We start from the raw sequence: 23,430 nt of genomic DNA, 5'->3' as shown, positions 1-23,430 counted from the left end.
TTCACAGCACGTGCGGCCCCGTTCACCGACGAGCGGGGCACGGACTCTCGCCACGTGCCGACTGCCCTGGAGGCAAGACACATGAAGGCTGCGCGACTTCCCCTGCGGGGAAGAGCCGTCGCGGCGCTGACCATCGGAGCTCTGGCGTTCACCCTCGCGCCAGCGACCATGGCTGCCGCCCACGACGGACCACATGCTCCCGGTGACGACCGCAAGGTCCTCATCTTCACCAAGACGACCCAGTTCCGGCACTCCGAGGCGATCACGCAGGGCACCCCGGTGCTCGAGGCGGCGTTCGCCGACGTGGGCATCGCGTCCGACCACACCGAGGACTCCTCGGTCTTCACCGACGCGGGACTGGCCGAGTACGACGCCCTGGTGATGTTCCAGACGTCGGGCGACCCGTGGAACGCCGACCAGAAGGCCGCGCTCGAGCGCTACCAGCAGGCTGGCGGCGGCATCGTCGCGATCCACAACGCGACCGACATGCGCGGGAACTACGGCTGGTGGGACGACATGATCGGGGCGCTCATGCCCGGTCACGCCGCGACCGGCAACAGCCCCGGCCTGCCCGGGACGGTGCGGGTCGAGGACCGCGTGCACCCCTCGACGAGCCACCTCGACCAGCGCTGGAACCGCGCCGACGAGTGGTACAACTACTCGGCCAACGTCCGCGGCAGCGCGCACGTGCTCGCCACGATGGACGAGTCGACGTACGACGCGGGCGGCAACAAGATGGGCGCCGACCACCCGATCTCGTGGTGCAAGCCCTACGACGGCGGCCGCGCCTGGATGACCGGCATGGGCCACTTCGGCGCGCACTTCACCGGTGAGCCGGACCTGGTCCAGCACATCGTGGGCGGTGTCCAGTGGGCGTCCGGCCAGGTGGCCGGCGACTGCGGCGGCACCGACTGGGGCCAGTTCGAGAAGGTCGCGCTCGACACCAACACGAGCGCACCCTTCGGCATGGACGTCGCGCCCGACGGCCGCGTGTTCTTCACCGAGCTCGTGCGCGGACAGATCCGCGTCTACGACCCGCGCACCCAGAACACCACGACCGCGATCACCATCCCCGTGTACTCGGGCGGCGAGGACGGCCTGCTGGGCATCGCGCTCGACAAGGACTTCGCGACCAACGGGTACCTGTACCAGTACTACTCGCCGGCCTCGGCCGACGACACGAACCCGGAGAACTTCTTCAACCGGATCTCGCGCTTCACCGTGACCGACGGCGGTCCGGGCGGCACCGTGATCGACCCGGCCTCGGAGAAGGTCCTCATCGAGGTCCCGGCCGGGCGCCTGCCCGACGAGCCGGGCCACACGGGCGGCAGCCTGATCTTCGACGACCGCACCGGTGACCTGTACATCGGCGTGGGCGACGACGTGAACCCGCACTCGGAGCCCTCGGGCGGCTACGCCCCGCTCTCGGAGCGCGACGGCCGCCTGCACGACGCGCGCGCGACGTCGGCCAACACCAACGACCTGCGCGGCAAGGTGCTCCGCATCCACCCCGAGGCCGACGGCACGTACACGATCCCCGAGGGCAACCTGTTCGCCCCGGGCACCGACAAGACGCTGCCCGAGATCTACGCCATGGGCTTCCGCAACCCGTTCCGGTTCACGATCGACCCCGCCACGGGCAACCTCGGCGTGGCCGACTACTCGCCGGACAACGGTTCCGACAACCTCGCGAACCGCGGTCCCGCGGGCATCGCCGAGTGGAACCTCATCCAGGAGCCGGGCTTCTTCGGCTGGCCCCTGTGCATGGGCAAGAACGAGCCCTTCCGTGACGTCGACTACCGCACCAACCCGGTCACGGTGGGCGCCAACTTCGACTGCGCCGCCCCGGTCAACGACTCGATCCTGAACACGGGTCTGACGCAGCTCCCCGCGGCCCAGCCCGCGGACATGTACTACGGCTACCAGCGCACCTCGGCCCCCGGCGTCATCAACGCCGGCGGCGGGCTCGCACCCATGGGTGGCCCGTTCTACAGCTACGACGCCGACCTCGTGTCGGACACCAAGTTCCCCGAGTACTACGACGGCAAGCCCTTCTTCTACGAGTGGGCGCGCAACAAGATGTACTCGATCGACCTCAAGGACGCCACACCGAAGGGCGCTGCTGTCGAGAAGGTCAACCCGTTCCTGTCGAACGAGCAGTTCCTCGCCCCGATCGACTCGACGTTCGGCCCCGAGGGCGCGCTCTACGTGCTCGACTGGGGCGGCGGCTTCGGGCGTGACAACCCGAACTCGGGCCTGCACCGCATCGACTACATCTCCGGTTCGCGCTCCCCGGTCGCCAAGCCGGCCGCCACGCCTGACTCGGGCACGGCCCCGCTCACCGTCACGTTCGACGGCGCCGCGAGCACGGACCCCGAGAACGAGGCGCTCACGTACGCGTGGGACTTCGACGGTGACGGCACGACCGACTCGACCGAGGCGGCCCCGAGCCACACCTACACCGCGAACGGCGTCTACGACGCCCGCCTCACGGTGAGCGACCCGTCGGGCAAGGTCGGTACCGCCACGGTCCCGATCACGGTCGGCAACACGCGCCCCGAGGTCGACTTCAACCTGCCGCCGACCGGGTCGTTCTTCGACTTCGGCGACCGGATCGACTGGGACGTCGAGGTCAGCGACGCCGAGGACTCCTCGATTGTCGACGAGAACGTCATCATCCAGCCGGCGCTCGGGCACGACGCCCACGCGCACCCCTCCGAGCCGCTCCACGGCACGACGGGCTCGGTCGAGACCGGCCTGGGCGGTGGCCACGGCGAGGACATGAACGTCTTCTACGTGCTCGACGCCCGGTACACGGACGGCGGCGGCGAGGGCGACGTGCCCGCGCTGACCGGCTCCGACACGACGCTGGTGTTCGGCAAGAAGCGTGAGGCCGAGTTCCAGACCGCTACCCAGGGCACGACCCAGGTCCCCAGCCGGGACGTCGAGGGCGGCGGGTCCGTCATCACGGGCAAGGACGGGGCCTGGTCCTCGTACGACCCCTTCAACCTCCACCAGATCAGCGCCCTGTCGCTGCGCGTCTCGGCAGCCCAGGCGGGCACCGTCGAGCTGCGTCGTGACGCTCCCGACGGCGAGCTCCTCGCCACGGCCTCCGTCCCGGAGACCGGGCTGGGCACCTTCACGGACGTGCGCGTCGACGTGGCGGACCCGGGCGAGAGCTTCACGCTGTACGTCGTGTTCCCCGGTGCGGGCGAGCGTCGCCTGAACTTCATCGAGGCGCACGGCAAGGGCATCTCGGCCACGACCCGTCCCGAGGTCGTCGTGACCGCTCCCGAGGCGGGCGTCCAGCTCGAGCAGGGCGCGATCACGGTCACCGCGGACGCGACCGACGCCGAGAACACGGTCACGCAGGTCGAGTTCTTCGTGAACGGCCAGTCGATCGGCACGGACACGTCCGCGCCGTACACGACGACGTGGAACGCCACGGCGGACAACTACTACAAGCTGACCGCGGTCGCCACGAACGACAAGGGGCTCACCACGAAGTCCCGCATCGTCATGGCTCAGGTCGGTGACCTGTTCGCCGGCATGAAGACCTTCACCAACGCGAACGGCACGTTCGAGCAGCTCTCCGAGGGCAAGTACCTCGTGACCTCCGCGGGTGCCAACATGTGGCAGGGCACCGACGAGTACTCGGCCATCTACAAGGAGGCCGGCGCGGACGAGAAGTGGTCCGCGACGGTCAAGGTCAACAGCCAGGGCAACTCGAACGGGTCCGCCAAGGCGGGTCTCATCGTCCGCAACGACGTGACGCAGCCGGGCAAGTCGCCGGGCTACGCGGCCCTGGGCATCCGCCCGAGCGGCGGCTTCGAGTGGCTGCGCGGCAACGCCGCGGGGCAGCTCCTGACCTCCTCGGCGGCCAGCTCGACGAGCTACCCCGCGTGGGTGCGGATCGAGCGCGACGGTGACCTGTACACCGCGTCGTGGAGCAAGGACGGCGAGAACTTCACCCAGATCGGCGACCCGGTGTCCCTGCCGGGAGCGGCGTCGGTCCAGGACGTCGGTCTCTTCGTGACGGCGCACAGCTCCGCCACGAGCGCGGTCGAGTTCCAGGACTTCTCGTTCGACGACGATCCTGTCGACCCGACCGAGCCCGGGACGGACACCCCGCCGCAGTGCGCTGCGCAGAAGTCGGACGACTTCGACGCCGCGGACATCAACACCGGTCGCTGGACCGTGGTGCGCACCGCACCCGGGAAGTCGATCACCGTCACGGACGGCAAGGCGGTCCTGCCCGTCGTCCAGGGCGACATCAACGAGGCGGTCCCGGGCCCGATCAGCTACCTGGGCCAGCCGGCACCTGCCGGGGCGTGGGAGATCCAGACCAAGGTCGAGGTCCCGCTCGCACGGCACTGGCAGCACGCGGGTCTCCTCGTGCACGTGAACGACGACGAGTACACCAAGTTCGCGTTCACGAAGAACCAGAACGGCAACCGCTTCCTGGAGTTCCAGACGGAGACCGGCGGTGCGCGCACGTGGCACGGCCAGACGAACGTCGCGGCGGACTTCCCGTCGTCGGTCTACCTCAAGCTGACCTCCACGGGCACGGCCATCACGGCCGCGTACTCCGCGGACGGCCAGACGTGGACCGCGATCCCGGGCTCTGCACCGGTCAAGGCGAACGCCACCTTCGGCGTCATCGCCGCAGGGGACACGGGGACGGCCGACTCGGTCGCCCTGGTCGACTGGTTCAAGGTCACGCCGGACTCCGAGGACGACGGTACCCGTGAGCCGTCCGACGAGTTCGACGGCACCGCTCTCGACGGCTGCCGCTGGAACAACGTGGTCCGCTACGACGCCTCGAAGGTCGAGGTCGCCGGTGGCGAGCTGCGCATCACCACGCAGCCGGGCGACATCAACAACACGAACCCGATCAGCCCGCGCAACTTCGTGCTCCAGGCAGCCCCCGAGGGCGACTGGGTCGCGGAGACGCGCTTCAAGGCACCGCTGATGCACCGCTGGCAGTACGCCGGTCTGATGGCCTACGGCGACGACGACAACTACGTCAAGCTCGACGTGGTCGCCAAGAACCAGCCGGGCACCCCGCTCAACCTGGGTGCCGAGCTCGCGTCGGAGAAGAACGCGGCCTCGAGCGGCGGCAACCGTCAGCTCGAGATCGCGGACACGACCGAGTCGGGCTACTGGTACCTGCGCATGGAGAAGGTGGGCAACACCTACCAGGGCTGGGTCAGCGACGGCGGGGTCAACTGGACGTCTCTCGGGGCGCCCGTCACCAACGACGCCGCACTGACGTCCTTCGGTCTCGTGGCCATCGGCCCCGAGCAGGAGGTCCCGGTCACGGTGGCGTTCGACTGGTTCCACGTCACCACGGGTGACGAGGACACGCAGGCGCCGGTCGTGGCCGTCGCACAGGACCCGGCGGCCGGCGCGTCCGGCTGGAACACCGGGGCCGTGACGGTCTCCGCGACGGCGACCGACGACGTCTCGCAGGCGCCGTCGATCGAGGTCAAGGTCGGGAACGCCGACTGGGCCCCGTACACGGACGGCATCGCGCTCACGGCGGGCGGAGAGCACTCGCTCACCTTCCGCGCGAGCGACGAGGCCGGCAACGTGTCGCAGGAGGTCGTGCACGTGGTGAAGATCGACGCCACGGCACCGACCGCCACGGCCGAGCTGTCCAAGCGCACGGTCACCCTGGCCGGCGCGGACACCGGCTCGGGCCTCGCCCGGGTCGAGTACCGCCTCGCCGACACCCCCGCGGACGAGTGGCTCGAGTACACCGAGCCCGTCGTCGTCGGGGACGGGGCCGTCGAGGTCTCGTACCGCGCGGTCGACGTCGCCGGGAACGTGAGCGAGCCGCTCACCCTCTCGGTGCCGCCGGTCGAGGGCGGGGTCACGGCCGAGGTCGTGGCCAAGACCCAGTGCACGGCGGGCAAGGTGCTCGTCAACGTGCGGGTCGTCAACACCGACGACGCGCCGGCGACGATCAAGGTGAGCACGCCGTTCGGGACGAAGACCTTCACGGGTGTCGCTCCGGGCAAGTCCGCGTCGCAGTCGTTCGCCTCGCGCGCCACGTCGGTCGAGGCGGGCTCCGCCACGGTCGTCGCGACGATCGGGGACCGGACGTCGACGTACACGGTCGACTACGCGGCCGCGTCCTGCGGCTGATGCACGAACGGTAGGCGCCGCCCCCTCGGGGCGGCGCCTACCGCGTACGTCGTGTCGAGTGCGTGGTTCGGCCGCGACACGCCCGGCGAGTCGCAGCAGGACCACGCACTCGACGTCACACCCTCCCGCACCGCAGACGACAGGAGTCCTCCCGTGGCACAGACCACGTCCGCGCAGCGCAGCAAGGAGCAGCGCGCCGCCCGCTCCGCGACAGCCCGGGGTGCGGGTCACCAGACCGGGGACGGTGCCGGTCGTCCCCGCCCGCGGCCGCCGGAGCGCGAACGCGCCCGGTGGCCGCGGGACCTCTCGCGCGGGCGCCGTGCCCTGCTCGCGCTCGCTGCGGTGCTCGTCCTCGGCGCGGTCGTCGCGGCGGTCGTCTGGGCGCTCACGCGAGGGCCCGACGACGGCGCGTCCGGCGCGTATGCCGTCGACCCTGCGCGCGTGGCCGAGCTCGAGGCCGCCGAGGCCGCGCGCGACGCGGAGAACCTGGGCGTCGTGACCGACTTCGCGCTCTCCGCGCAGGAGCGCCTCGTCCCGACCATGAACGACCTGTCCGTGGCGCTGCCGCTCGACGGCTCGCCCGGCGCCCCCGCGACGCCCGAGCAGGTCGCCACCTGGCGCGAGGCGCTCGCGACCCTGACGACCGAGGCCGAGGCGCTGCCCGCCGGCGCGTCGGGGTACAACGTCACGCGCAACGGCCTGGGTGTCTCGATCGCGCTGCTGGGCGACACGGTCGACACGCTCGTCCTGGCCGAGGGCACGGCCGAGCCTGCCCGCGCCGAGCTCCTGGCGCTCGCGGCCGACCTGCGGCTGCGCGCCGCCGACACGTGGGCCATGGCCGCGACCCAGCTCGACGAGCTGAGCGTCGGCGCCGACCAGGGGCACGTCCACGTGTTCCTCCCGCTCCACCCGGACGACGCGGGCGACGGCGCCGCGAGCCTGGGCGAGGGCGACCACTAGGCCGGTGCCAAGGACCTAGCCGGAGCCGGGCCGGAGCGCGTGCCCGCGCGGTGGTCGCAGGGGTGCGGCGTGGCCCCGGCGGGCGACCCAGGCGGGCGACCCAGGCGTGAGGATCAGTCGAGAGGGCGCACCATCACGACGTCGTCGTGTGCCTCGCCGCCCACGACGTACGTGCGCGTGCCCGCGAACGTGAACCCGTGCTTGCGGTAGAACGCCTGGGCCCGCGCGTTCTCCCCGTTGGTGCCGAGCCACACGGCCTTGTCCGGGACGAGGGCCGGTGCCGCATCGAGCGCTGCCCGCATGAGGTCGCTCGCGACCCCTGTGCCCTGGGATGCGGGGTGCACGTAGATCTTCGAGAGCTCGACCGTCGGCTCGTCGCCCACGACGGCCACGATGTCCGCGTCGTCGGGCACGCCGCGCACGAGCAGCGCGTAGCCGACCAGGTCTCCGGCGGCGCCGTCGGGACCTTCGGCCACGAGCAGCGCGTGCTCGGCGCTCGCGGTCCACGCGACGAACTTCTCCGGGGAGAGCTGCGTGCGGATGTGCTCGGCGACCGCTGCCGGGTCGGAGCCCGGCGGGCACGCGAGGGGGAACGTGACAGCGGCCAGCGCCGCGAGGCGGTCGGCGTCGGCAGGGGTCGCGGGGCGCAGGGAGGTGGTCACCCGCGGAAATCTACCCGGCTGCACCGACGAGCGGGAGGGGCGTCTCGCCGTCGGGCCGTTGACACCCCACCCCGTGCGGAGGACGGTGGAAGGACCGGAGACGTCGCCCGCCCAGCCCACGGACGCCGCCCCCGCCGGAGCCCCGACGACGGGGTCCGCGTGAGGGGAGGTGAGAACACATGAGGAAGATGGTCGACTGTCGGACCACGCCCAGCGTCATCAACTGCACGCTGACGATCGCCGGCGAGGAGGAGGAAGTCCTCGACGCCGCGTACGACCACATGATCAGCAAGCACGGCCACGAGCCCACGGCCCAGCTGCGGGAGGACATCCGTGCCGACCTGGTCGACGCCGAGCCGTCGATGGCCTGACGTGCCCGGCAGCACCTGACAGCACCTGACAGCACCTGACAGCACCTGACAGCACCTGACAGCACAGCCGGTCGTGACCCGTGGGTCACGACCGACGCGCGTGCTCTCGGCGATGATGGGGACATGACGCACCTCCCGGCGCCCGACGCGCGCCGCATCGACCTCAACGCGGACCTGGGCGAGGGGTTCGGGCCGTGGGCGCTCGCGGACGACGACGCCCTGCTCGACCTCGTGACCAGCGCGAACGTCGCGTGCGGTTTCCACGCGGGGGACCCGACGATCATGCGCGCCACGACGCGCGCGGCCGTCGAGCGGGGAGTGAGCATCGGTGCGCACGTCGCGTACCGCGACCTCGCGGGCTTCGGTCGGCGCTTCCTCGCCGTGGCGCCGGCGGAGCTGAGTGCCGACGTCGTCTACCAGCTCGGTGCCCTCGACGCGTTCGCGCGCCTGGCCGGGGACCGGGTCCGGTACGTCAAGCCGCACGGCGCGCTCTACAACGCGATCGTCCGGCACGAGGAGCAGGCGCGCGCCGTCGTGGACGCGGTCGTGGGCTACGACCCGACGCTCCCGGTCGTCGGGATGGCCGGCTCGGCCGTGCTGCGGCTCGCCCGCGAGGCGGGGCTGCCCGTGGTGCACGAGGTCTTCGCCGACCGCGGCTACGCGCCCGACGGGTCGCTCGTGCCGCGCGGGACGCCGGGTGCGGTCCTGCACGACCCGGTCGAGGTCGCCGAGCGTGCGCTGCGCCTCGTGACCGAGGGCGTCGTGGTCGCCTCGGACGGCAGCGAGGTCACGGTCGCGGCCGACTCGGTCTGCGTCCACTCCGACACCCCTGGTGCGGTCGCGCTCCTCACGGAGGTGCGTCGGGCGCTCGAGGCGAGCGGCGTCGTCGTGCAGGCGATCGGACGGTGACCGTGTCGCCCGGGGACGGGCCGCCGACCACGACCGTACCTGCGGCATGTGCGCCGAACCTGCCCCGCGTCCAGGTCTACGGCGACCACGCCCTCATGGTCGACGTCGCGGGGATCGAGGACGTGCACGCGCTCGCGGCCGCACTGCGCGCCACGGACGTGCCGGGGCTCGTGGACGTCGTGCCTGCGGCACGCACCGTGCTCGTCGTCCTCGACGACGAGGCGCCCGATCTCGCGGGCGCCGAGACCGCGGTGCGGGCGGCGTGGGAGTCGCGGTCGACGGTGGCGAGCCAGGGGGAGGGGCGCCTCGTGGAGATCCCGGTCGTCTACGACGGCGAGGACCTGCCCGACGTCGCCGCGTGGGCCGGGCTGTCCGTCGCCGAGGTCGTGGCGCGCCACGGCGGACGCGAGTACGTGGTCGCGTTCGGGGGCTTCATGCCGGGCTTCGGGTACCTGACCGAGGTCGACCCGACGATCGCCGCACCGCGGCTCCCGACTCCGCGGACCAGGGTGCCCGCGGGGTCGGTCGCGCTCGCGGGCGACCTCACGGCCGTGTACCCCCGTGCTACGCCCGGAGGCTGGCGGCTCCTGGGGCGCACCGACGTCGACCTGTTCGACGTCGACCGGGATCCGCCGGCGTTGCTGACTGCGGGGACGCGGGTGCGTTTTCGTGCGGTCGACCGACTACCGGGCGATGCCGAGGGCGACGGCCCTCTCGCCGAGGGTGACGCGCACTCCGCCGAGGGCGACCAGAAGTCCGCCGCAGGTGACGAGATGCGCGTCGGGAGTGATCGAGGGCCTGCCGAGCGTGACCGTGCAGGTGGCGTCGAGGTTCTCGCGACCGGGCCGCTGACGCTCGTGGAGGACGAGGGGCGGCCGGGCTGGGCGTCGTCGGGCGTCGGGAGGTCGGGTGCTGCCGACAGACGGGCGCTGCGCCTGCTGAACCGCCTGCTCGCCAACGACGACTCCGCCGCAGCGCTCGAGGTGACCCTCGGAGGGCTGGCCCTGAGGTTCCACGAGCGGGCGACGATCGCGCTCGCGGGTGCGCCGACGCCCGCGACGATCGACGGTACGCCGGTCGGCATGCAGGCCCTCCTCGAGGTGCGCCGGGGATCCGCGCTGCGCCTCGGGTTCGCCGCGCAGGGGACGCGGACGTATCTGGGGGTTCGCGGCGGGTTCGACGTGAGGCCCGTGCTCGGGTCGCGGTCGTTCGACGTCCTCGCCGGCCTGGGGCCCGCGCCGTTGAGTGCGGGGGACCGGTTGGTGATCGGGCCGCGACCCACGGGTCTGCCCGTGGTCGGCCTGGTCCCGTCCCGCACCACGGTGACCGGGGTCGTCGAGCTCGTGGTGCGTCGCGGGGTGCGGAGCGAGTGGTTCGACGACGCGGGCTGGCGCGACCTCCTGGGCGGGACGTTCGAGGTGTCGGACGCCAGCAACCGGGTCGGGCTCAGGCTGTCGGGTCCGTCGATCGCCAGGCGGGACGGCGAGCTGCCGAGCGAGGGCCTCGTGGCCGGGGCGGTCCAGGTCCCTCCCGACGGACGACCCGTCCTGTTCCTGCGCGACCACCCGGTCACGGGCGGCTACCCGGTGATCGGGGTCGTCTCGGCAGGGGCTCTCGACGTCGCGGCGCAGCTCCGACCGGGGGACCGGCTGCGCTTCCGGGAGGCGAGTTGACGCAGCGGCGGAGCGCCGCGTAATGTTCTCGAAGTCAGCCCGGCAGGGAGGAACAGACACCACTGCGAAGCTCTTCGGAGCCGCCGCGAAGTGGCTGGATCCCCCGGGTGGCCACCCCTCAGATCTTCTCAGGACACCTCTGTGTGCCGTGTGAGTCGTGCGGGGCGGTCGGCTCAGGCGGCTCTCCTTCACCAGGAACGGCGAAGTTGAGACGCGGGAATGAGTCTGGTAGGTTAGAGAAGTTGCCCCGAGTGAAGGCCCCTGGTGGGTTGGAGTCGGTGCGTGTCGGTTGCTTGAGAACTCAACAGTGTGCTTGATAGTTAATGCCAATTGTCCTGCATGGGCGTGTGGCGCGCATCGTTTGGTGTGTGTTGTGTGTTCGTGTTGAGACTTCTATTTGGTATGAATTGAAAACGTCATGTTTTCGGTTTGTAGCCATGATTATGGACCTTCGGGTCCGCTTCGTATGGTTGTTAATCCTTCGGGGTTGATAGCAAACATTTACGGAGAGTTTGATCCTGGCTCAGGACGAACGCTGGCGGCGTGCTTAACACATGCAAGTCGAACGGTGATGCCCAGCTTGCTGGGCGGATCAGTGGCGAACGGGTGAGTAACACGTGAGTAACCTGCCCCAGACTCCGGGATAAGCCTTGGAAACGAGGTCTAATACTGGATACGAGATGCCCCTGCATGGGGAGTGTCTGGAAAGATTTATCGGTCTGGGATGGACTCGCGGCCTATCAGCTTGTTGGTGGGGTAATGGCCTACCAAGGCGACGACGGGTAGCCGGCCTGAGAGGGCGACCGGCCACACTGGGACTGAGACACGGCCCAGACTCCTACGGGAGGCAGCAGTGGGGAATATTGCACAATGGGCGAAAGCCTGATGCAGCGACGCCGCGTGAGGGATGAAGGCCTTCGGGTTGTAAACCTCTTTCAGCAGGGAAGAAGCGCAAGTGACGGTACCTGCAGAAGAAGCGCCGGCTAACTACGTGCCAGCAGCCGCGGTAATACGTAGGGCGCAAGCGTTGTCCGGAATTATTGGGCGTAAAGAGCTCGTAGGCGGTTTGTCGCGTCTGGTGTGAAAACTCAAGGCTCAACCTTGAGCTTGCATCGGGTACGGGCAGACTAGAGTGCGGTAGGGGTGACTGGAATTCCTGGTGTAGCGGTGGAATGCGCAGATATCAGGAGGAACACCGATGGCGAAGGCAGGTCACTGGGCCGCAACTGACGCTGAGGAGCGAAAGCATGGGGAGCGAACAGGATTAGATACCCTGGTAGTCCATGCCGTAAACGTTGGGCACTAGGTGTGGGGCTCATTCCACGAGTTCCGTGCCGCAGCAAACGCATTAAGTGCCCCGCCTGGGGAGTACGGCCGCAAGGCTAAAACTCAAAGGAATTGACGGGGGCCCGCACAAGCGGCGGAGCATGCGGATTAATTCGATGCAACGCGAAGAACCTTACCAAGGCTTGACATACACCGGAAACTTCCAGAGATGGTTGCCCCGCAAGGTCGGTGTACAGGTGGTGCATGGTTGTCGTCAGCTCGTGTCGTGAGATGTTGGGTTAAGTCCCGCAACGAGCGCAACCCTCGTCTTATGTTGCCAGCACGTTATGGTGGGGACTCATAAGAGACTGCCGGGGTCAACTCGGAGGAAGGTGGGGATGACGTCAAATCATCATGCCCCTTATGTCTTGGGCTTCACGCATGCTACAATGGCCGGTACAAAGGGCTGCGATACCGCGAGGTGGAGCGAATCCCAAAAAGCCGGTCTCAGTTCGGATTGGGGTCTGCAACTCGACCCCATGAAGTCGGAGTCGCTAGTAATCGCAGATCAGCAACGCTGCGGTGAATACGTTCCCGGGCCTTGTACACACCGCCCGTCAAGTCACGAAAGTCGGTAACACCCGAAGCCGGTGGCCCAACCCTTGTGGAGGGAGCTGTCGAAGGTGGGACTGGCGATTGGGACTAAGTCGTAACAAGGTAGCCGTACCGGAAGGTGCGGCTGGATCACCTCCTTTCTAAGGAGCATCACTCACAGTCGGCGCCCTTGTGGTGCTGGTTGTGCAGAGGCCATGGCACTCGCCGAACGCGTGGGTGGATGGTTGCTCAAGGGTGGAACATTAACGAAGAGCTCGGCCATGACGGTTCGTGTCAGTACCTGCCCACCTTGTGTGGGTGGTGGAACATCACGGGTACGGGGGAAGGGTTTGCCAAGCACACTGTTGGGTCCTGAGGGAACCGCCCGCATGGGTGGGGTCGCTCTGAACGGGCCATCGCGTCTCCTGGGTGAACCGCCAACCGGTTGTGTTGGTAGGCCGTGGGAGCGGGTGGGATCGTCCGTAGCTTGAGAACTGCACAGTGGACGCGAGCATCTTTGTAAGATCAAAGATTTATCTTTGTTCTCTGCAATTTTTTGTTGTCAAGTTTTTAAGGGCACAGGGTGGATGCCTTGGCACTAGGAGCCGATGAAGGACGTTGTAGCCTGCGATAAGCCTCGGGGAGTTGGCAAACGAACCGTGATCCGAGGATCTCCGAATGGGGAAACCCCGCTGGAGTCATGTCCAGTGACCCGCACCTGAATATATAGGGTGTGTGGAGGGAACGTCGGGAAGTGAAACATCTCAGTACCGACAGGAAGAGATATTCCGTGAGTAGTGGCGAGCGAAAGCGGAACAGGCCAAACCGTTCATGTGTGATAGCTACCAGGCGTTGCATGGGCGGGGTTGTGGGACCTTTCAGACCGGGCTGGTACCCGGTCAGGGAGTCAGAAAGCCGCGTTATAGTCGAAGGGCATTGAAAGGCCCGGCACAGAGGGTGCGACCCCCGTAGACGAAATGACGCGGCCTCCCGAAGGGGATCCCAAGTAGCACGGGGCCCGAGAAATCCCGTGTGAATCCGGCAAGACCACTTGCTAAGCCTAAATACTACCTAGTGACCGATAGCGGACCAGTACCGTGAGGGAAAGGTGAAAAGTACCCCGGGAGGGGAGTGAAATAGTACCTGAAACCGTGTGCCTACAATCCGTTGGAGCCTCCCTAGCAGGGGTGACAGCGTGCCTTTTGAAGAATGAGCCTGCGAGTTAGTGCTCAGTGGCAAGGTTAACCCGTGTGGGGAAGCCGTAGCGAAAGCGAGTCTGAATAGGGCGAATGAGTCGCTGGGTCTAGACCCGAAGCGAAGTGATCTAGCCATGGGCAGGTTGAAGCGTGGGTAAGACTACGTGGAGGACCGAACCCACCAGGGTTGAAAACCTGGGGGATGACCTGTGGTTAGGGGTGAAAGGCCAATCAAACTTCGTGATAGCTGGTTCTCCCCGAAATGCATTTAGGTGCAGCCTCGCGTGTTTCTTGCCGGAGGTAGAGCTACTGGATGGCCGATGGGCCCTACAAGGTTACTGACGTCAGCCAAACTCCGAATGCCGGTAAGTGAGAGCGCGGGAGTGAGACTGCGGGGGATAAGCTCCGTAGTCGAGAGGGAAACAGCCCAGACCACCAGCTAAGGCCCCTAAGCGTGTGCTAAGTGGGAAAGGATGTGGAGTTGCACAGACAACCAGGAGGTTGGCTTAGAAGCAGCCACCCTTGAAAGAGTGCGTAATAGCTCACTGGTCAAGTGATTCCGCGCCGACAATGTAGCGGGGCTCAAGTACACCGCCGAAGCTGTGGCATTCACACAAACGCTAGGCCTTCGTGGTCCAGGCGTGTGGATGGGTAGGGGAGCGTCGTGTGGGCAGTGAAGTCGCGGGGTAACCCAGCGGTGGAGCCTACACGAGTGAGAATGCAGGCATGAGTAGCGAAAGACGGGTGAGAAACCCGTCCGCCGAATGACCAAGGGTTCCAGGGCCAGGCTAATCCGCCCTGGGTAAGTCGGGACCTAAGGCGAGGCCGACAGGCGTAGTCGATGGACAAGGAGTTGATATTCTCCTACCGGCGAAGAACCGCCCATACCGAACCCGGTGATGCTAAGCGCCCTTAACCAGCATCGTCTCCTTCGGGAGACACCGCTGGAGCGGCGCGCGACCCGAACCGGTACTAGGTAAGCGTATTAACAGGGGTGACGCAGGAAGGTAGCCCAGCACGGCGATGGTTGACCGTGTCCAAGGTTGTAGGGCGAACAGTAGGCAAATCCGCTGTTCACATAGCCTGAGAACTGATAGATAGCGCGTATGCGCGAATTGGGTGATCCTATGCTGCCAAGAAAAGCCTCGGCGCGAGGTTCTAGCCGCCCGTACCCTAAACCGACTCAGGTGGTCAGGTAGAGAATACTAAGGCGATCGAGAGAATCGTGGTTAAGGAACTCGGCAAAATGCCCCCGTAACTTCGGGAGAAGGGGGGCCCGATGCGTGACGGAACTAGCTTCCCGAGCGTTGACGGCCGCAGAGACCAGGGAGAAGCGACTGTTTACTAAAAACACAGGTCCGTGCGAAGTCGCAAGACGATGTATACGGACTGACGCCTGCCCGGTGCTGGAAGGTTAAGAGGACGGGTCAGCTCTTCGGAGCGAAGCTCAGAATTTAAGCCCCAGTAAACGGCGGTGGTAACTATAACCATCCTAAGGTAGCGAAATTCCTTGTCGGGTAAGTTCCGACCTGCACGAATGGCGTAACGACTTCTCCGCTGTCTCAACCGCGAACTCGGCGAAATTGCACTACGAGTAAAGATGCTCGTTACGCGCAGCAGGACGGAAAGACCCCGGGACCTTTACTATAGCTTGGTATTGGTGTTCGGTGCGGCTTGTGTAGGATAGGTGGGAGACTGTGAAGCATGCACGCCAGTGTGTGTGGAGTCAACGTTGAAATACCACTCTGGTCGCTCTGGATATCTAACCTCGGTCCGTAATCCGGATCAGGGACAGTGCCTGGTGGGTAGTTTAACTGGGGCGGTTGCCTCCTAAAATGTAACGGAGGCGCTCAAAGGTTCCCTCAGCCTGGTTGGCAATCAGGTGTCGAGTGCAAGTGCACAAGGGAGCTTGACTGTGAGACTGACAGGTCGAGCAGGGACGAAAGTCGGAACTAGTGATCCGGCGGTGGCTTGTGGAAGCGCCGTCGCTCAACGGATAAAAGGTACCCCGGGGATAACAGGCTGATCTTGCCCAAGAGTCCATATCGACGGCATGGTTTGGCACCTCGATGTCGGCTCGTCGCATCCTGGGGCTGGAGTAGGTCCCAAGGGTTGGGCTGTTCGCCCATTAAAGCGGTACGCGAGCTGGGTTTAGAACGTCGTGAGACAGTTCGGTCCCTATCCGCTGCGCGCGCAGGAAACTTGAGAAGGGCTGTCCCTAGTACGAGAGGACCGGGACGGACGAACCTCTGGTGTGCCAGTTGTTCCGCCAGGAGCACGGCTGGTTAGCTACGTTCGGAAGGGATAACCGCTGAAAGCATCTAAGCGGGAAGCCTGCTTCAAGATGAGGTTTCCATCCCCGCAAGGGGGAGAGGCTCCCAGCTAGACCACTGGGTAGATAGGCCGGATGTGTAAGGCAGGACTAAAGACTGCTGAAGCTGACCGGTACTAATAAGCCGACAACTTGATAACACACAAACTTATTGCTACGCGTCCACTGTGCGGTTCCCGAGATACGGGCACACCCCCACGTAACCGGGGGCCCCGAACATCTCCATAGAGTTACGGCGGTCATAGCGAGAGGGAAACGCCCGGTCCCATTCCGAACCCGGAAGCTAAGCCTCTCAGCGCCGATGGTACTGCCCTGGAGACGGGGTGGGAGAGTAGGTCGCCGCCGGACAACCATTCACCAAAGGCCCACCCCTCACGGGGTGGGCCTTTGGCATACCCGGACACACCACCCGTCGACCGGCCTCACCCTCGGACACGCCCTGGCGTGCGGCGTCGACGACGGCTCGACCGTTAGCCTGCACGCATGACCGGGATCTACGTCGAGGTGCGCATCGCTGCTCCTCTGGCCACGGTCTGGGAGCTCACGCAGGACCCCGTGCAGCACGTCCGCTGGGACGTCCGGTTCTCGGAGATCGTGCCGACCTCCCCGACCGACGCCGGGGCCATGCGTTTCACCTATACCCGGCGGGTCCCCTTCCGTACCGTGGCCGGGGACGGCGTGAGCATCGGCGAGACGAGCGGCCGGGACGGTTCGCGCACCTCCGCGCTGCGTTTCGCGACGACGGACCTGTGGTCCCCCATCCGGTCGGGGCGTGGCTACTGGCGCTACGTGCCGGACGGCGACGGCGTCCGTTTCATCACGGGCTACGACTACGCCCCAGGCTGGGGCAGGCTCCTGGACCACGTCGCCCGACCCGTCCTCGGGTGGGCCACCGCGTGGAGCTTCGACCGCCTGCGTGTCTGGGCCGAGCGCGGTGAGTCGCCCGAGAGGTGGCCGCTCGTCAGCGTCCTGTGGTTCTGGCGTCCCGAGCGGCCTCGTGCCGCCCGCTGCCGCCGTGCGCCCGCCCACGGCAGGCGACGGGACGACCACCTGCGCGACGCGCCGTCCGCCCTGGCCTCGCTCCCCGCGCCGAGAGGGACCCCATGACGTCCATGTTCCAGAAGGCCATGGGCCCAGACTTCGCCCGTCTGCACCCCATGCTGCAGCGCAGGTTCGCGGTCGGGCTCGACAGCGGCGAGGCGTGCACCGGCCGCGGGGTGATGTCGGAGGTCCGGCGTGGTCCCTGGTGGACCGTGCCGTTCCTCCAGCTCGGTCGGCTCCGCAACATCCTGGTCCCCGACACGGGTCTGGACGTGCCGTTCACGATCGAGAACTACCCGTACCGCGACCCGCTCGGCCGGGAGACCGTGACGTTCGTCCGGGAGTACGTGATCCGCGGTCGTCGGCGCCGGTTCGACGCCACCATGGTCCTCGCGGGGGACACGGTGGTCGACTACCTGGGGACGCACCAGCATCTCGCGGTCGACCTCGACCTGCGCGCCGACGACCGGGGTGGCCTGCTCCTCACGTCCGGCGCGCAGCGATTCTACGAAGGCCCCCTGGGGTTCCGGTTCCCTCTGCTGCTGAGCGGCCGCGCCCACCTCCACGAGTGGTACGACGAGACCGACGAGGTGTTCCGGGTCGACCTCGAGGTGACGAACGACCGGTTCGGGTTCCTCTTCGGGTATCGCGGGTCGTTCACGTGCGAGTGGACCTCGGCGCACGACGCGCCCGACCGCCTCAAGCCCCGCCGGCACGAGTCGCGGACCTGACCCGCGGGACCCGCCGCGCGGCGGGCCGGGACGCCCCGGTGAGCGCCGTCGTCGGGCACTAGACTGGCCCCCATGTCCACCATCTCCCGTGATGAGGTCGCGCGCGTCGCCGTGCTGGCCCGCATCGACCTCCGGCCCGAGGAGCTCGACCGCCTCGCCGGCGAGCTCGACGTCATCGTCGATGCGATCGCCCAGGTGAGCGAGGTCGCCACTCCCGACGTCCCCGCCACGAGCCACCCGCTGCCGCTGACCAACGTCTTCCGTGACGACGTCCCCGTGCCGCCCCTGCCCGTCGAGGACGTCCTCGCCGCAGCACCGGCCAGCGAAGACGGACGCTTCAGCGTCCCGCAGATCCTCGGGGAGGAATGATGAGCAACGACCTGACGCGGCTGAGCGCCGCGGACCTCGCCGCGCACCTGGTCTCGGGCGAGGTGAGCAGCGTCGAGGCGACGCAGGCGCACCTCGACCGCATCGGCGACGTCGACCCCGCGGTCCACGCGTTCCTGCACGTGAGCACCGAGGACGCCCTCGCGACCGCTCGTGACGTCGACGCGCGCCGCGCCGCGGGCGAGGACCTGCACCCGCTCGCGGGCGTGCCGATCGCCGTCAAGGACGTCGTCGTCACCAAGGGCCTCCCGACGACGGCCGGTTCCAAGATCCTCGACGGCTGGATCCCTCCGTACGACGCGACGCTCGTCGAGCGCATCCGTGCCGCGGGCCTGCCGATCCTCGGCAAGACGAACATGGACGAGTTCGCCATGGGCTCCTCGACCGAGCACTCGGCCTACGGGAACACGCACAACCCCTGGGACCTCGACCGCATCCCCGGCGGCTCGGGCGGTGGTTCGGCAGCGGCCGTCGCCGCGTACGAGGCCCCCCTCGCGATCGGCACCGACACGGGCGGCTCGATCCGTCAGCCCGGCGCCGTGACCGGCACGGTCGGCGTCAAGCCCACCTACGGCGGCGTCTCCCGCTACGGCCTCATCGCCATGGCGTCCTCGCTCGACCAGGCGGGTCCCGTCACGCGCACCGTCCTCGACTCGGCGCTCCTGCACGAGCTCATCGGCGGCCACGACCCCCGCGACTCGACCTCGATCAACGAGGACCTCCCGCTGCTCGTCGACGCGGCCCGCCAGGGTGCGATCGGCGACCTGCGCGGCCTGCGCGTCGGCGTCGTCTCCGAGCTCTCGGGCGAGGGCTACCAGGAGGGCGTGAGCGCGCGCTTCGCGGAGTCGCTCGACCTGCTGCGCTCGCTCGGCGCCGAGATCATCGAGGTCTCGTGCCCGCACTTCAAGTACGCGCTCGGCGCCTACTACCTGATCATGCCGAGCGAGGCGTCGAGCAACCTCGCCAAGTTCGACGGCATGCGCTTCGGCCTGCGCGTCGAGCCCGAGGACGGCCCCGTCACCGCAGAGCGTGTCATGTCCGCGACCCGCGGCCAGGGCTTCGGGGACGAGGTCAAGCGCCGCATCATCCTGGGCACGTACGCCCTCTCGGCGGGCTACTACGACGCCTACTACGGCAGCGCGCAGAAGGTCCGCACGCTCATCCAGCGGGACTTCGACGCGGCGTTCGCGCAGGCGGACGTCCTGGTCTCCCCGACGGCCCCGACCACGGCCTTCAAGTTCGGCGAGAAGCTCGACGACCCGCTCGCGATGTACCTCAACGACGTCGCGACGATCCCCGCGAACCTCGCGGGCGTCCCCGGCATGTCGCTGCCGAACGGACTCTCGGACGACGGCCTGCCCGTCGGCTTCCAGATCCTCGCGCCGGCCAAGGCCGACGACCGTCTGTACCGCGTGGGTGCCGCCCTCGAGGCCGCCCTGGAGAACACGTGGGGCGGGCCGCTGCTGGCCAAGGCCCCGGAGCTGGAGGTCGCGCGATGAGCGCACACGCAACCGTGGACCTGGTCGACTACGACGAGGCCGTCCGCCGCTACGACCCGGTCATCGGGATCGAGGTGCACGTCGAGCTCGGCACCAAGACCAAGATGTTCTGCGCGGCCGAGGTCGAGTTCGGCGGCGAGCCCAACACGCAGGTGACCCCGGTGAGCCTCGGCCTGCCCGGTGCGCTGCCCGTGGTCAACGGCAAGGCCGTCGAGTACGCGATCAAGATCGGGCTCGCGCTCAACTGCCAGATCGCCGAGTCGTGCCGCTTCGCCCGGAAGAACTACTTCTACCCGGACGTGCCGAAGAACTTCCAGACGTCGCAGTACGACGAGCCCATCGCGTTCGACGGCTACCTGGACGTCGAGCTCGAGGACGGCACGATCTTCCGTGTCGACATCGAGCGCGCGCACATGGAGGAGGACGCCGGCAAGAACACCCACGTGGGTGGCTCGACCGGTCGTATCCATGGCGCCGAGTACTCGCTCGTCGACTACAACCGTGCGGGCATCCCGCTCGTGGAGATCGTCACGCGCCCCATCACGGGTGCGGGCGAGCGCGCCCCGGAGGTCGCTCGCGCGTACGTCCAGACGCTGCGCGACATCTTCCGTGCGCTCGACGTCTCGGAGGCGCGCATGGAGCGCGGCAACGTCCGCGCGGACGTGAACCTGTCGCTGCGCGCGACCCCCGAGTCGCCCCTCGGTACGCGTACCGAGACCAAGAACGTGAACTCGTTCCGCTCGATCGAGCGCGCCGTCCGCTACGAGGTCTCCCGCCAGGCCGCGGTCCTCGACGAGGGCGGCACGGTCATCCAGGAGACGCGCCACTGGCACGAGGACACGTCGATCACGACCGCGGGTCGCGTGAAGTCCGACGCCGAGGACTACCGCTACTTCCCGGAGCCGGACCTGGTCCCGGTCGCCCCGAGCCGTGACTGGGTCGAGCAGATCCGCGCCACGCTGCCCGAGCTGCCCGTGGCCCGCCGCAACCGTCTCCAGGGCGAGTGGGGCTACGCCGACGCCGAGATGCGCGACGTCGTGAACGCGGGCGCGCTCGACCTCATCGAGGCGACCGTCGCGGCCGGTGCGAGCCCCGCGGCCGCGCGCAAGTGGTGGATGGGCGAGCTCGCCCGGTACGCCAAGACGAGCGAGACCGAGCTCGCGGAGATCGCGGTCACGCCCGCGCAGATCGCGCAGCTCCAGGCCCTCGTGGACTCGGGGCGCATCAACGACAAGCTGGCCCGCCAGGTCCTCGAAGGCGTCCTCGCGGGCGAGGGAGACCCGGAGGCGGTCGTGGTCGCACGCGGCCTCGAGGTCGTGTCGGACGACGGCGCGCTCCTCACCGCGATCGACGCAGCCCTCGCGGCGCAGCCCGACATCGTCGAGAAGGTGCGCTCGGGCAACATGGGGCCGATCGGTGCGATCATCGGTGCGGTCATGAAGGCCACCAAGGGCCAGGCCGACGCCGGGCGTGTCCGCGAGCTGGTCATCGAGCGGATCGGCTGATCCGTGCACCCGAGGACGACGGAGGTGGTCGCGTGACGCGCGGACCGGAGCTCTACGGCGAGATGATGCGCCTGCGACCCATCGAGGCTCGCGACGCCGAGCGCATGTGGGAGTCCGTGCAGGACCCGGAGTCGAACCGGCTCACGGGGACCACGGCGGAGTTCACGCGCGAGCAGATCGACCAGTGGGCGGCCACGGTCAGCGACCGTGAGGGCCGCTACGACTGGGCCATCACCTCGGCGGCCCAGCGCGACGGCCAGCTCGTGAGCGACGAGATGATCGGCGAGATCGTCCTCAACGACATCGACGAGCACGCGCTCTCGGCCAACCTCCGCCTGGTCCTGCTCACCAACTACCGCGGGCGCGGGTACGGGCGCGAGGCGATCTTCGAGGTGCTGCGCTTCGCGTTCGACCACCCCGAGGGGCCGCACCTGCACCGGGTGAGCCTCGACGTGCTCAGCATCAACCCGCGGGCGCGCATGCTCTACGAGTCGTTGGGCTTCCGCGAGGAGGGCCGGCTCCGGGACGCGTTCCGGGACGGCGACGGCTGGGCGGACGCGGTCGTCATGAGCATCCTCGAGGACGAGTTCCGCGCGGGGCTCTGAGGAACCTCCTCACCGTCTGTCAGGACGGGCGTGACCTTCGGGTCGCGCCCGTCCTGCCATGTCCAGGCCTCATCCCCGGCCGCGCTCGAAGTCCTCGAGCGACACCTTGCGCTCGACCGCGTGGTCGACGACCCGCTCGGGATACCCGGGCGCGGCACCGGCCAGCTTCCAGGGCTCGTGCACGGCCTTGCCGGCGATGCCGCGCTCGGGATACCCGGGCGCGGCACCGGCCAGCTTCCAGGGCTCGTGCACGGCCTTGCCGGCGATGCCGCGCAGCTCGGGGACCCACTCGCGCACGTACGCGCCGTCGGGGTCGAACTTCTGGCCCTGCGTGACGGGGTTGAAGATCCGGAAGTAGGGCGCGGCGTCGCGCCCGGTCCCGGCGACCCACTGCCAGTTGAGCTGGTTCTGCGACACGTCGCCGTCGACGAGGTGCGCCATGAAGTGCTCGGCGCCGCGCTGCCAGCGCACGTGCAGGTCCTTGACGAGGAACGACGCGACGATCATGCGCACGCGGTTGTGCATCCACCCGGTGCCGAGCAGCTGGCGCATCCCGGCGTCGACCACGGGGTAGCCCGTGCGCCCCTCGCGCCAGACGTCGAGCAGCGCGTCCTCGGCGGCGCCGGTCACCCACGCGTCCTCGGGGACCACCGTGCGCAGCGACCGCTTCGCGGCGCCCGGGTGGTGGAACAGGACGTCGGCGTGGAACTCGCGCCACGCGAGCTCGGAACGGTAGGTCGCGGCGGCCTCGCCGGGCACCGCACCCGAGCGCACGGCCGAGGCGAGGTCGGCGAGCAGGGTGCGCGGGTGGACCTCGCCCCACTTGAGCGCGGGGGACAGGTACGAGGTCCCGGCGAGGTCCGGGCGGTCGCGGTCCGTCGGGTAGTCCGCGAGGCCGTCGGCCAGGAACGCGTGCCAGCGGTCGAGGGCCGCGGCCTCGCCCGCCTCGGGCAGCCGCGCCCCCGGCTCGGGGGCGTCCGGGAGACCGTCGGACGCGAGCGCGGCCCACGCGACGTCGTCGGGCAGGGGAGCGGGCGCGCGCCACCCGTGCTCGAGCCACGCCGTGCGGAACGGCGTGAAGACCTGGAACGGCGTCCCGCCCTGCGTGCGGACGCGGCCCGGTGCGACCGCGTAGGGCGACCCCGTGCGACGCAGCCGCACGCCGGTGGCTGCGAGCGCCTCCTCGACCTCGTCGTCGCGGCGGCGACCGTAGGGCTCGTAGCTCGCCGCGGCGTGGACGCTCCGGGCGCCGACCTCGGCGCAGACCGCAGGCACGACCGCGCGCGGGTCGCCGTGGCGCACCACGAGCCGACCGCCCGTCGCGGTGTGCAGCGCACGCAGGCTGCGGGCCAGGTACGCCTGCCGCACGGGTCCGGCGCTCGCCCAGAGGACGGGGTCCAGCACGTACAGCCCGACGACGTCGCTCCCCTCCGCGCGCGCCTCGCCCACGGCCTCGCCGAGGGCCGGGTTGTCGGCCAGGCGCAGGTCGCGACGGAACCACAGGACGGTCGGTGCGGGGGAGGGCATCCGCCCACGCTAGCCGGTGTCC

General features: G+C 68.5%; 13 protein-coding genes and 3 rRNA genes. 14 read left to right on the top strand and 2 right to left on the bottom strand.

Translation table 11 applies throughout. The features are described 5' to 3' along the window. Positions 1–168: 168 nt before the first annotated feature. Both JOD48_RS14345 and JOD48_RS14340 read left to right on the top strand, forming a co-directional pair. Positions 169–6,150 carry a ThuA domain-containing protein gene (locus JOD48_RS14345; RefSeq protein WP_204809601.1) on the top strand — a complete coding sequence of 1,994 codons (5,982 nt, stop codon included), beginning with the start codon at positions 169–171 and terminating at the stop codon, positions 6,148–6,150. Positions 6,151–6,303: 153 nt separating this feature from the next. Then, the gene (locus tag JOD48_RS14340) at positions 6,304–7,110 is read left to right on the top strand and encodes a hypothetical protein (RefSeq protein ID WP_204809600.1); all 807 of its coding nucleotides are present in this window, start codon (positions 6,304–6,306) and stop codon (positions 7,108–7,110) included. A gap of 113 nt (positions 7,111–7,223) precedes the next feature. Here the strand turns inward: JOD48_RS14340 and JOD48_RS14335 are convergent, their stop codons facing one another. Continuing rightward, positions 7,224–7,772 carry a GNAT family N-acetyltransferase gene (locus tag JOD48_RS14335; RefSeq protein ID WP_204809599.1) on the bottom strand — a complete coding sequence of 183 codons (549 nt, stop codon included), beginning with the start codon at positions 7,770–7,772 and terminating at the stop codon, positions 7,224–7,226. Positions 7,773–7,951: 179 nt separating this feature from the next. Between JOD48_RS14335 and JOD48_RS14330 the strand changes: the two genes are divergently transcribed. The 12 genes from JOD48_RS14330 to JOD48_RS14275 all read left to right on the top strand — a co-directional run bounded on the left by JOD48_RS14330 (position 7,952) and on the right by JOD48_RS14275 (position 21,881). Continuing rightward, positions 7,952–8,143, top strand: a complete 192-nt coding sequence (locus tag JOD48_RS14330; protein ID WP_030149881.1) for a DUF1059 domain-containing protein — start codon at positions 7,952–7,954, stop codon at positions 8,141–8,143. 123 nt (positions 8,144–8,266) lie between these two features. Beyond that, a complete protein-coding gene (locus JOD48_RS14325; RefSeq protein WP_191792181.1) occupies positions 8,267–9,052 on the top strand; it encodes a LamB/YcsF family protein in 786 nt (261 codons plus the stop codon). Beyond that, complete coding sequence (pxpB, locus tag JOD48_RS14320; protein WP_204809598.1) at positions 9,049–10,725, top strand: 5-oxoprolinase subunit PxpB; 1,677 nt, start codon at positions 9,049–9,051, stop codon at positions 10,723–10,725. The genes JOD48_RS14325 and pxpB overlap by 4 nt, the downstream gene beginning before the upstream one ends. Positions 10,726–11,225: 500 nt before the next feature. Then, positions 11,226–12,746 (top strand): 16S ribosomal RNA (locus tag JOD48_RS14315). Between the two features lie 399 nt (positions 12,747–13,145). Further along, positions 13,146–16,253 (top strand): 23S ribosomal RNA (locus JOD48_RS14310). Between the two features lie 91 nt (positions 16,254–16,344). Then, positions 16,345–16,461, top strand: a 5S ribosomal RNA gene (gene rrf, locus JOD48_RS14305). The 16S, 23S and 5S rRNA genes sit together here, the layout of an rRNA operon. 135 nt (positions 16,462–16,596) lie before the next feature. Further along, positions 16,597–17,220 carry an SRPBCC family protein gene (locus JOD48_RS14300; RefSeq protein ID WP_204809597.1) on the top strand — a complete coding sequence of 208 codons (624 nt, stop codon included), beginning with the start codon at positions 16,597–16,599 and terminating at the stop codon, positions 17,218–17,220. Then, a complete protein-coding gene (locus JOD48_RS14295) occupies positions 17,217–17,885 on the top strand; it encodes a DUF4166 domain-containing protein (RefSeq protein ID WP_204809596.1) in 669 nt (222 codons plus the stop codon). The genes JOD48_RS14300 and JOD48_RS14295 overlap by 4 nt, the downstream gene beginning before the upstream one ends. 72 nt (positions 17,886–17,957) lie before the next feature. Beyond that, the gene (gene gatC, locus JOD48_RS14290; protein ID WP_030152198.1) at positions 17,958–18,254 is read left to right on the top strand and encodes an Asp-tRNA(Asn)/Glu-tRNA(Gln) amidotransferase subunit GatC; all 297 of its coding nucleotides are present in this window, start codon (positions 17,958–17,960) and stop codon (positions 18,252–18,254) included. Continuing rightward, the gene (gene gatA / locus JOD48_RS14285; protein ID WP_191788718.1) at positions 18,254–19,771 is read left to right on the top strand and encodes an Asp-tRNA(Asn)/Glu-tRNA(Gln) amidotransferase subunit GatA; all 1,518 of its coding nucleotides are present in this window, start codon (positions 18,254–18,256) and stop codon (positions 19,769–19,771) included. The genes gatC and gatA overlap by 1 nt, the downstream gene beginning before the upstream one ends. Beyond that, positions 19,768–21,276, top strand: coding sequence for an Asp-tRNA(Asn)/Glu-tRNA(Gln) amidotransferase subunit GatB (gatB, locus tag JOD48_RS14280; RefSeq protein ID WP_138823671.1), 1,509 nt, complete (start codon positions 19,768–19,770; stop codon positions 21,274–21,276). Before gatA ends, gatB begins: the two co-directional genes overlap by 4 nt. Positions 21,277–21,308: 32 nt before the next feature. Continuing rightward, a complete protein-coding gene (locus tag JOD48_RS14275; protein WP_307824168.1) occupies positions 21,309–21,881 on the top strand; it encodes a GNAT family N-acetyltransferase in 573 nt (190 codons plus the stop codon). A gap of 69 nt (positions 21,882–21,950) precedes the next feature. Here JOD48_RS14275 and JOD48_RS14270 read toward each other — a convergent pair whose 3' ends face one another. Beyond that, the gene (locus tag JOD48_RS14270) at positions 21,951–23,408 is read right to left on the bottom strand and encodes a cryptochrome/photolyase family protein (protein ID WP_204809595.1); all 1,458 of its coding nucleotides are present in this window, start codon (positions 23,406–23,408) and stop codon (positions 21,951–21,953) included. Positions 23,409–23,430: the final 22 nt, after the last annotated feature.

This window comes from Oerskovia paurometabola, assembly GCF_016907365.1.
Classification (GTDB): domain Bacteria; phylum Actinomycetota; class Actinomycetes; order Actinomycetales; family Cellulomonadaceae; genus Oerskovia; species Oerskovia paurometabola.
The sequence above is the reverse complement of the archived record's forward strand: the minus strand, read 5'-3'. Positions and strand labels throughout refer to the sequence as shown.

Excerpts from the sequence above, each read along its gene's own strand:
- JOD48_RS14345 (WP_204809601.1), top strand. The coding sequence starts at position 169 with ATGGCTGCCGCCCACGACGGACCACATGCTCCCGGTGACGACCGCAAG.
- JOD48_RS14330 (WP_030149881.1), top strand. The coding sequence starts at position 7,952 with ATGAGGAAGATGGTCGACTGTCGGACCACGCCCAGCGTCATCAACTGC.
- JOD48_RS14325 (WP_191792181.1), top strand. The coding sequence starts at position 8,267 with ATGACGCACCTCCCGGCGCCCGACGCGCGCCGCATCGACCTCAACGCG.
- JOD48_RS14300 (WP_204809597.1), top strand. The coding sequence starts at position 16,597 with ATGACCGGGATCTACGTCGAGGTGCGCATCGCTGCTCCTCTGGCCACG.
- JOD48_RS14295 (WP_204809596.1), top strand. The coding sequence starts at position 17,217 with ATGACGTCCATGTTCCAGAAGGCCATGGGCCCAGACTTCGCCCGTCTG.
- gatC (WP_030152198.1), top strand. The coding sequence starts at position 17,958 with ATGTCCACCATCTCCCGTGATGAGGTCGCGCGCGTCGCCGTGCTGGCC.
- gatA (WP_191788718.1), top strand. The coding sequence starts at position 18,254 with ATGAGCAACGACCTGACGCGGCTGAGCGCCGCGGACCTCGCCGCGCAC.
- gatB (WP_138823671.1), top strand. The coding sequence starts at position 19,768 with ATGAGCGCACACGCAACCGTGGACCTGGTCGACTACGACGAGGCCGTC.
- JOD48_RS14270 (WP_204809595.1), bottom strand. The coding sequence starts at position 23,408 with ATGCCCTCCCCCGCACCGACCGTCCTGTGGTTCCGTCGCGACCTGCGC.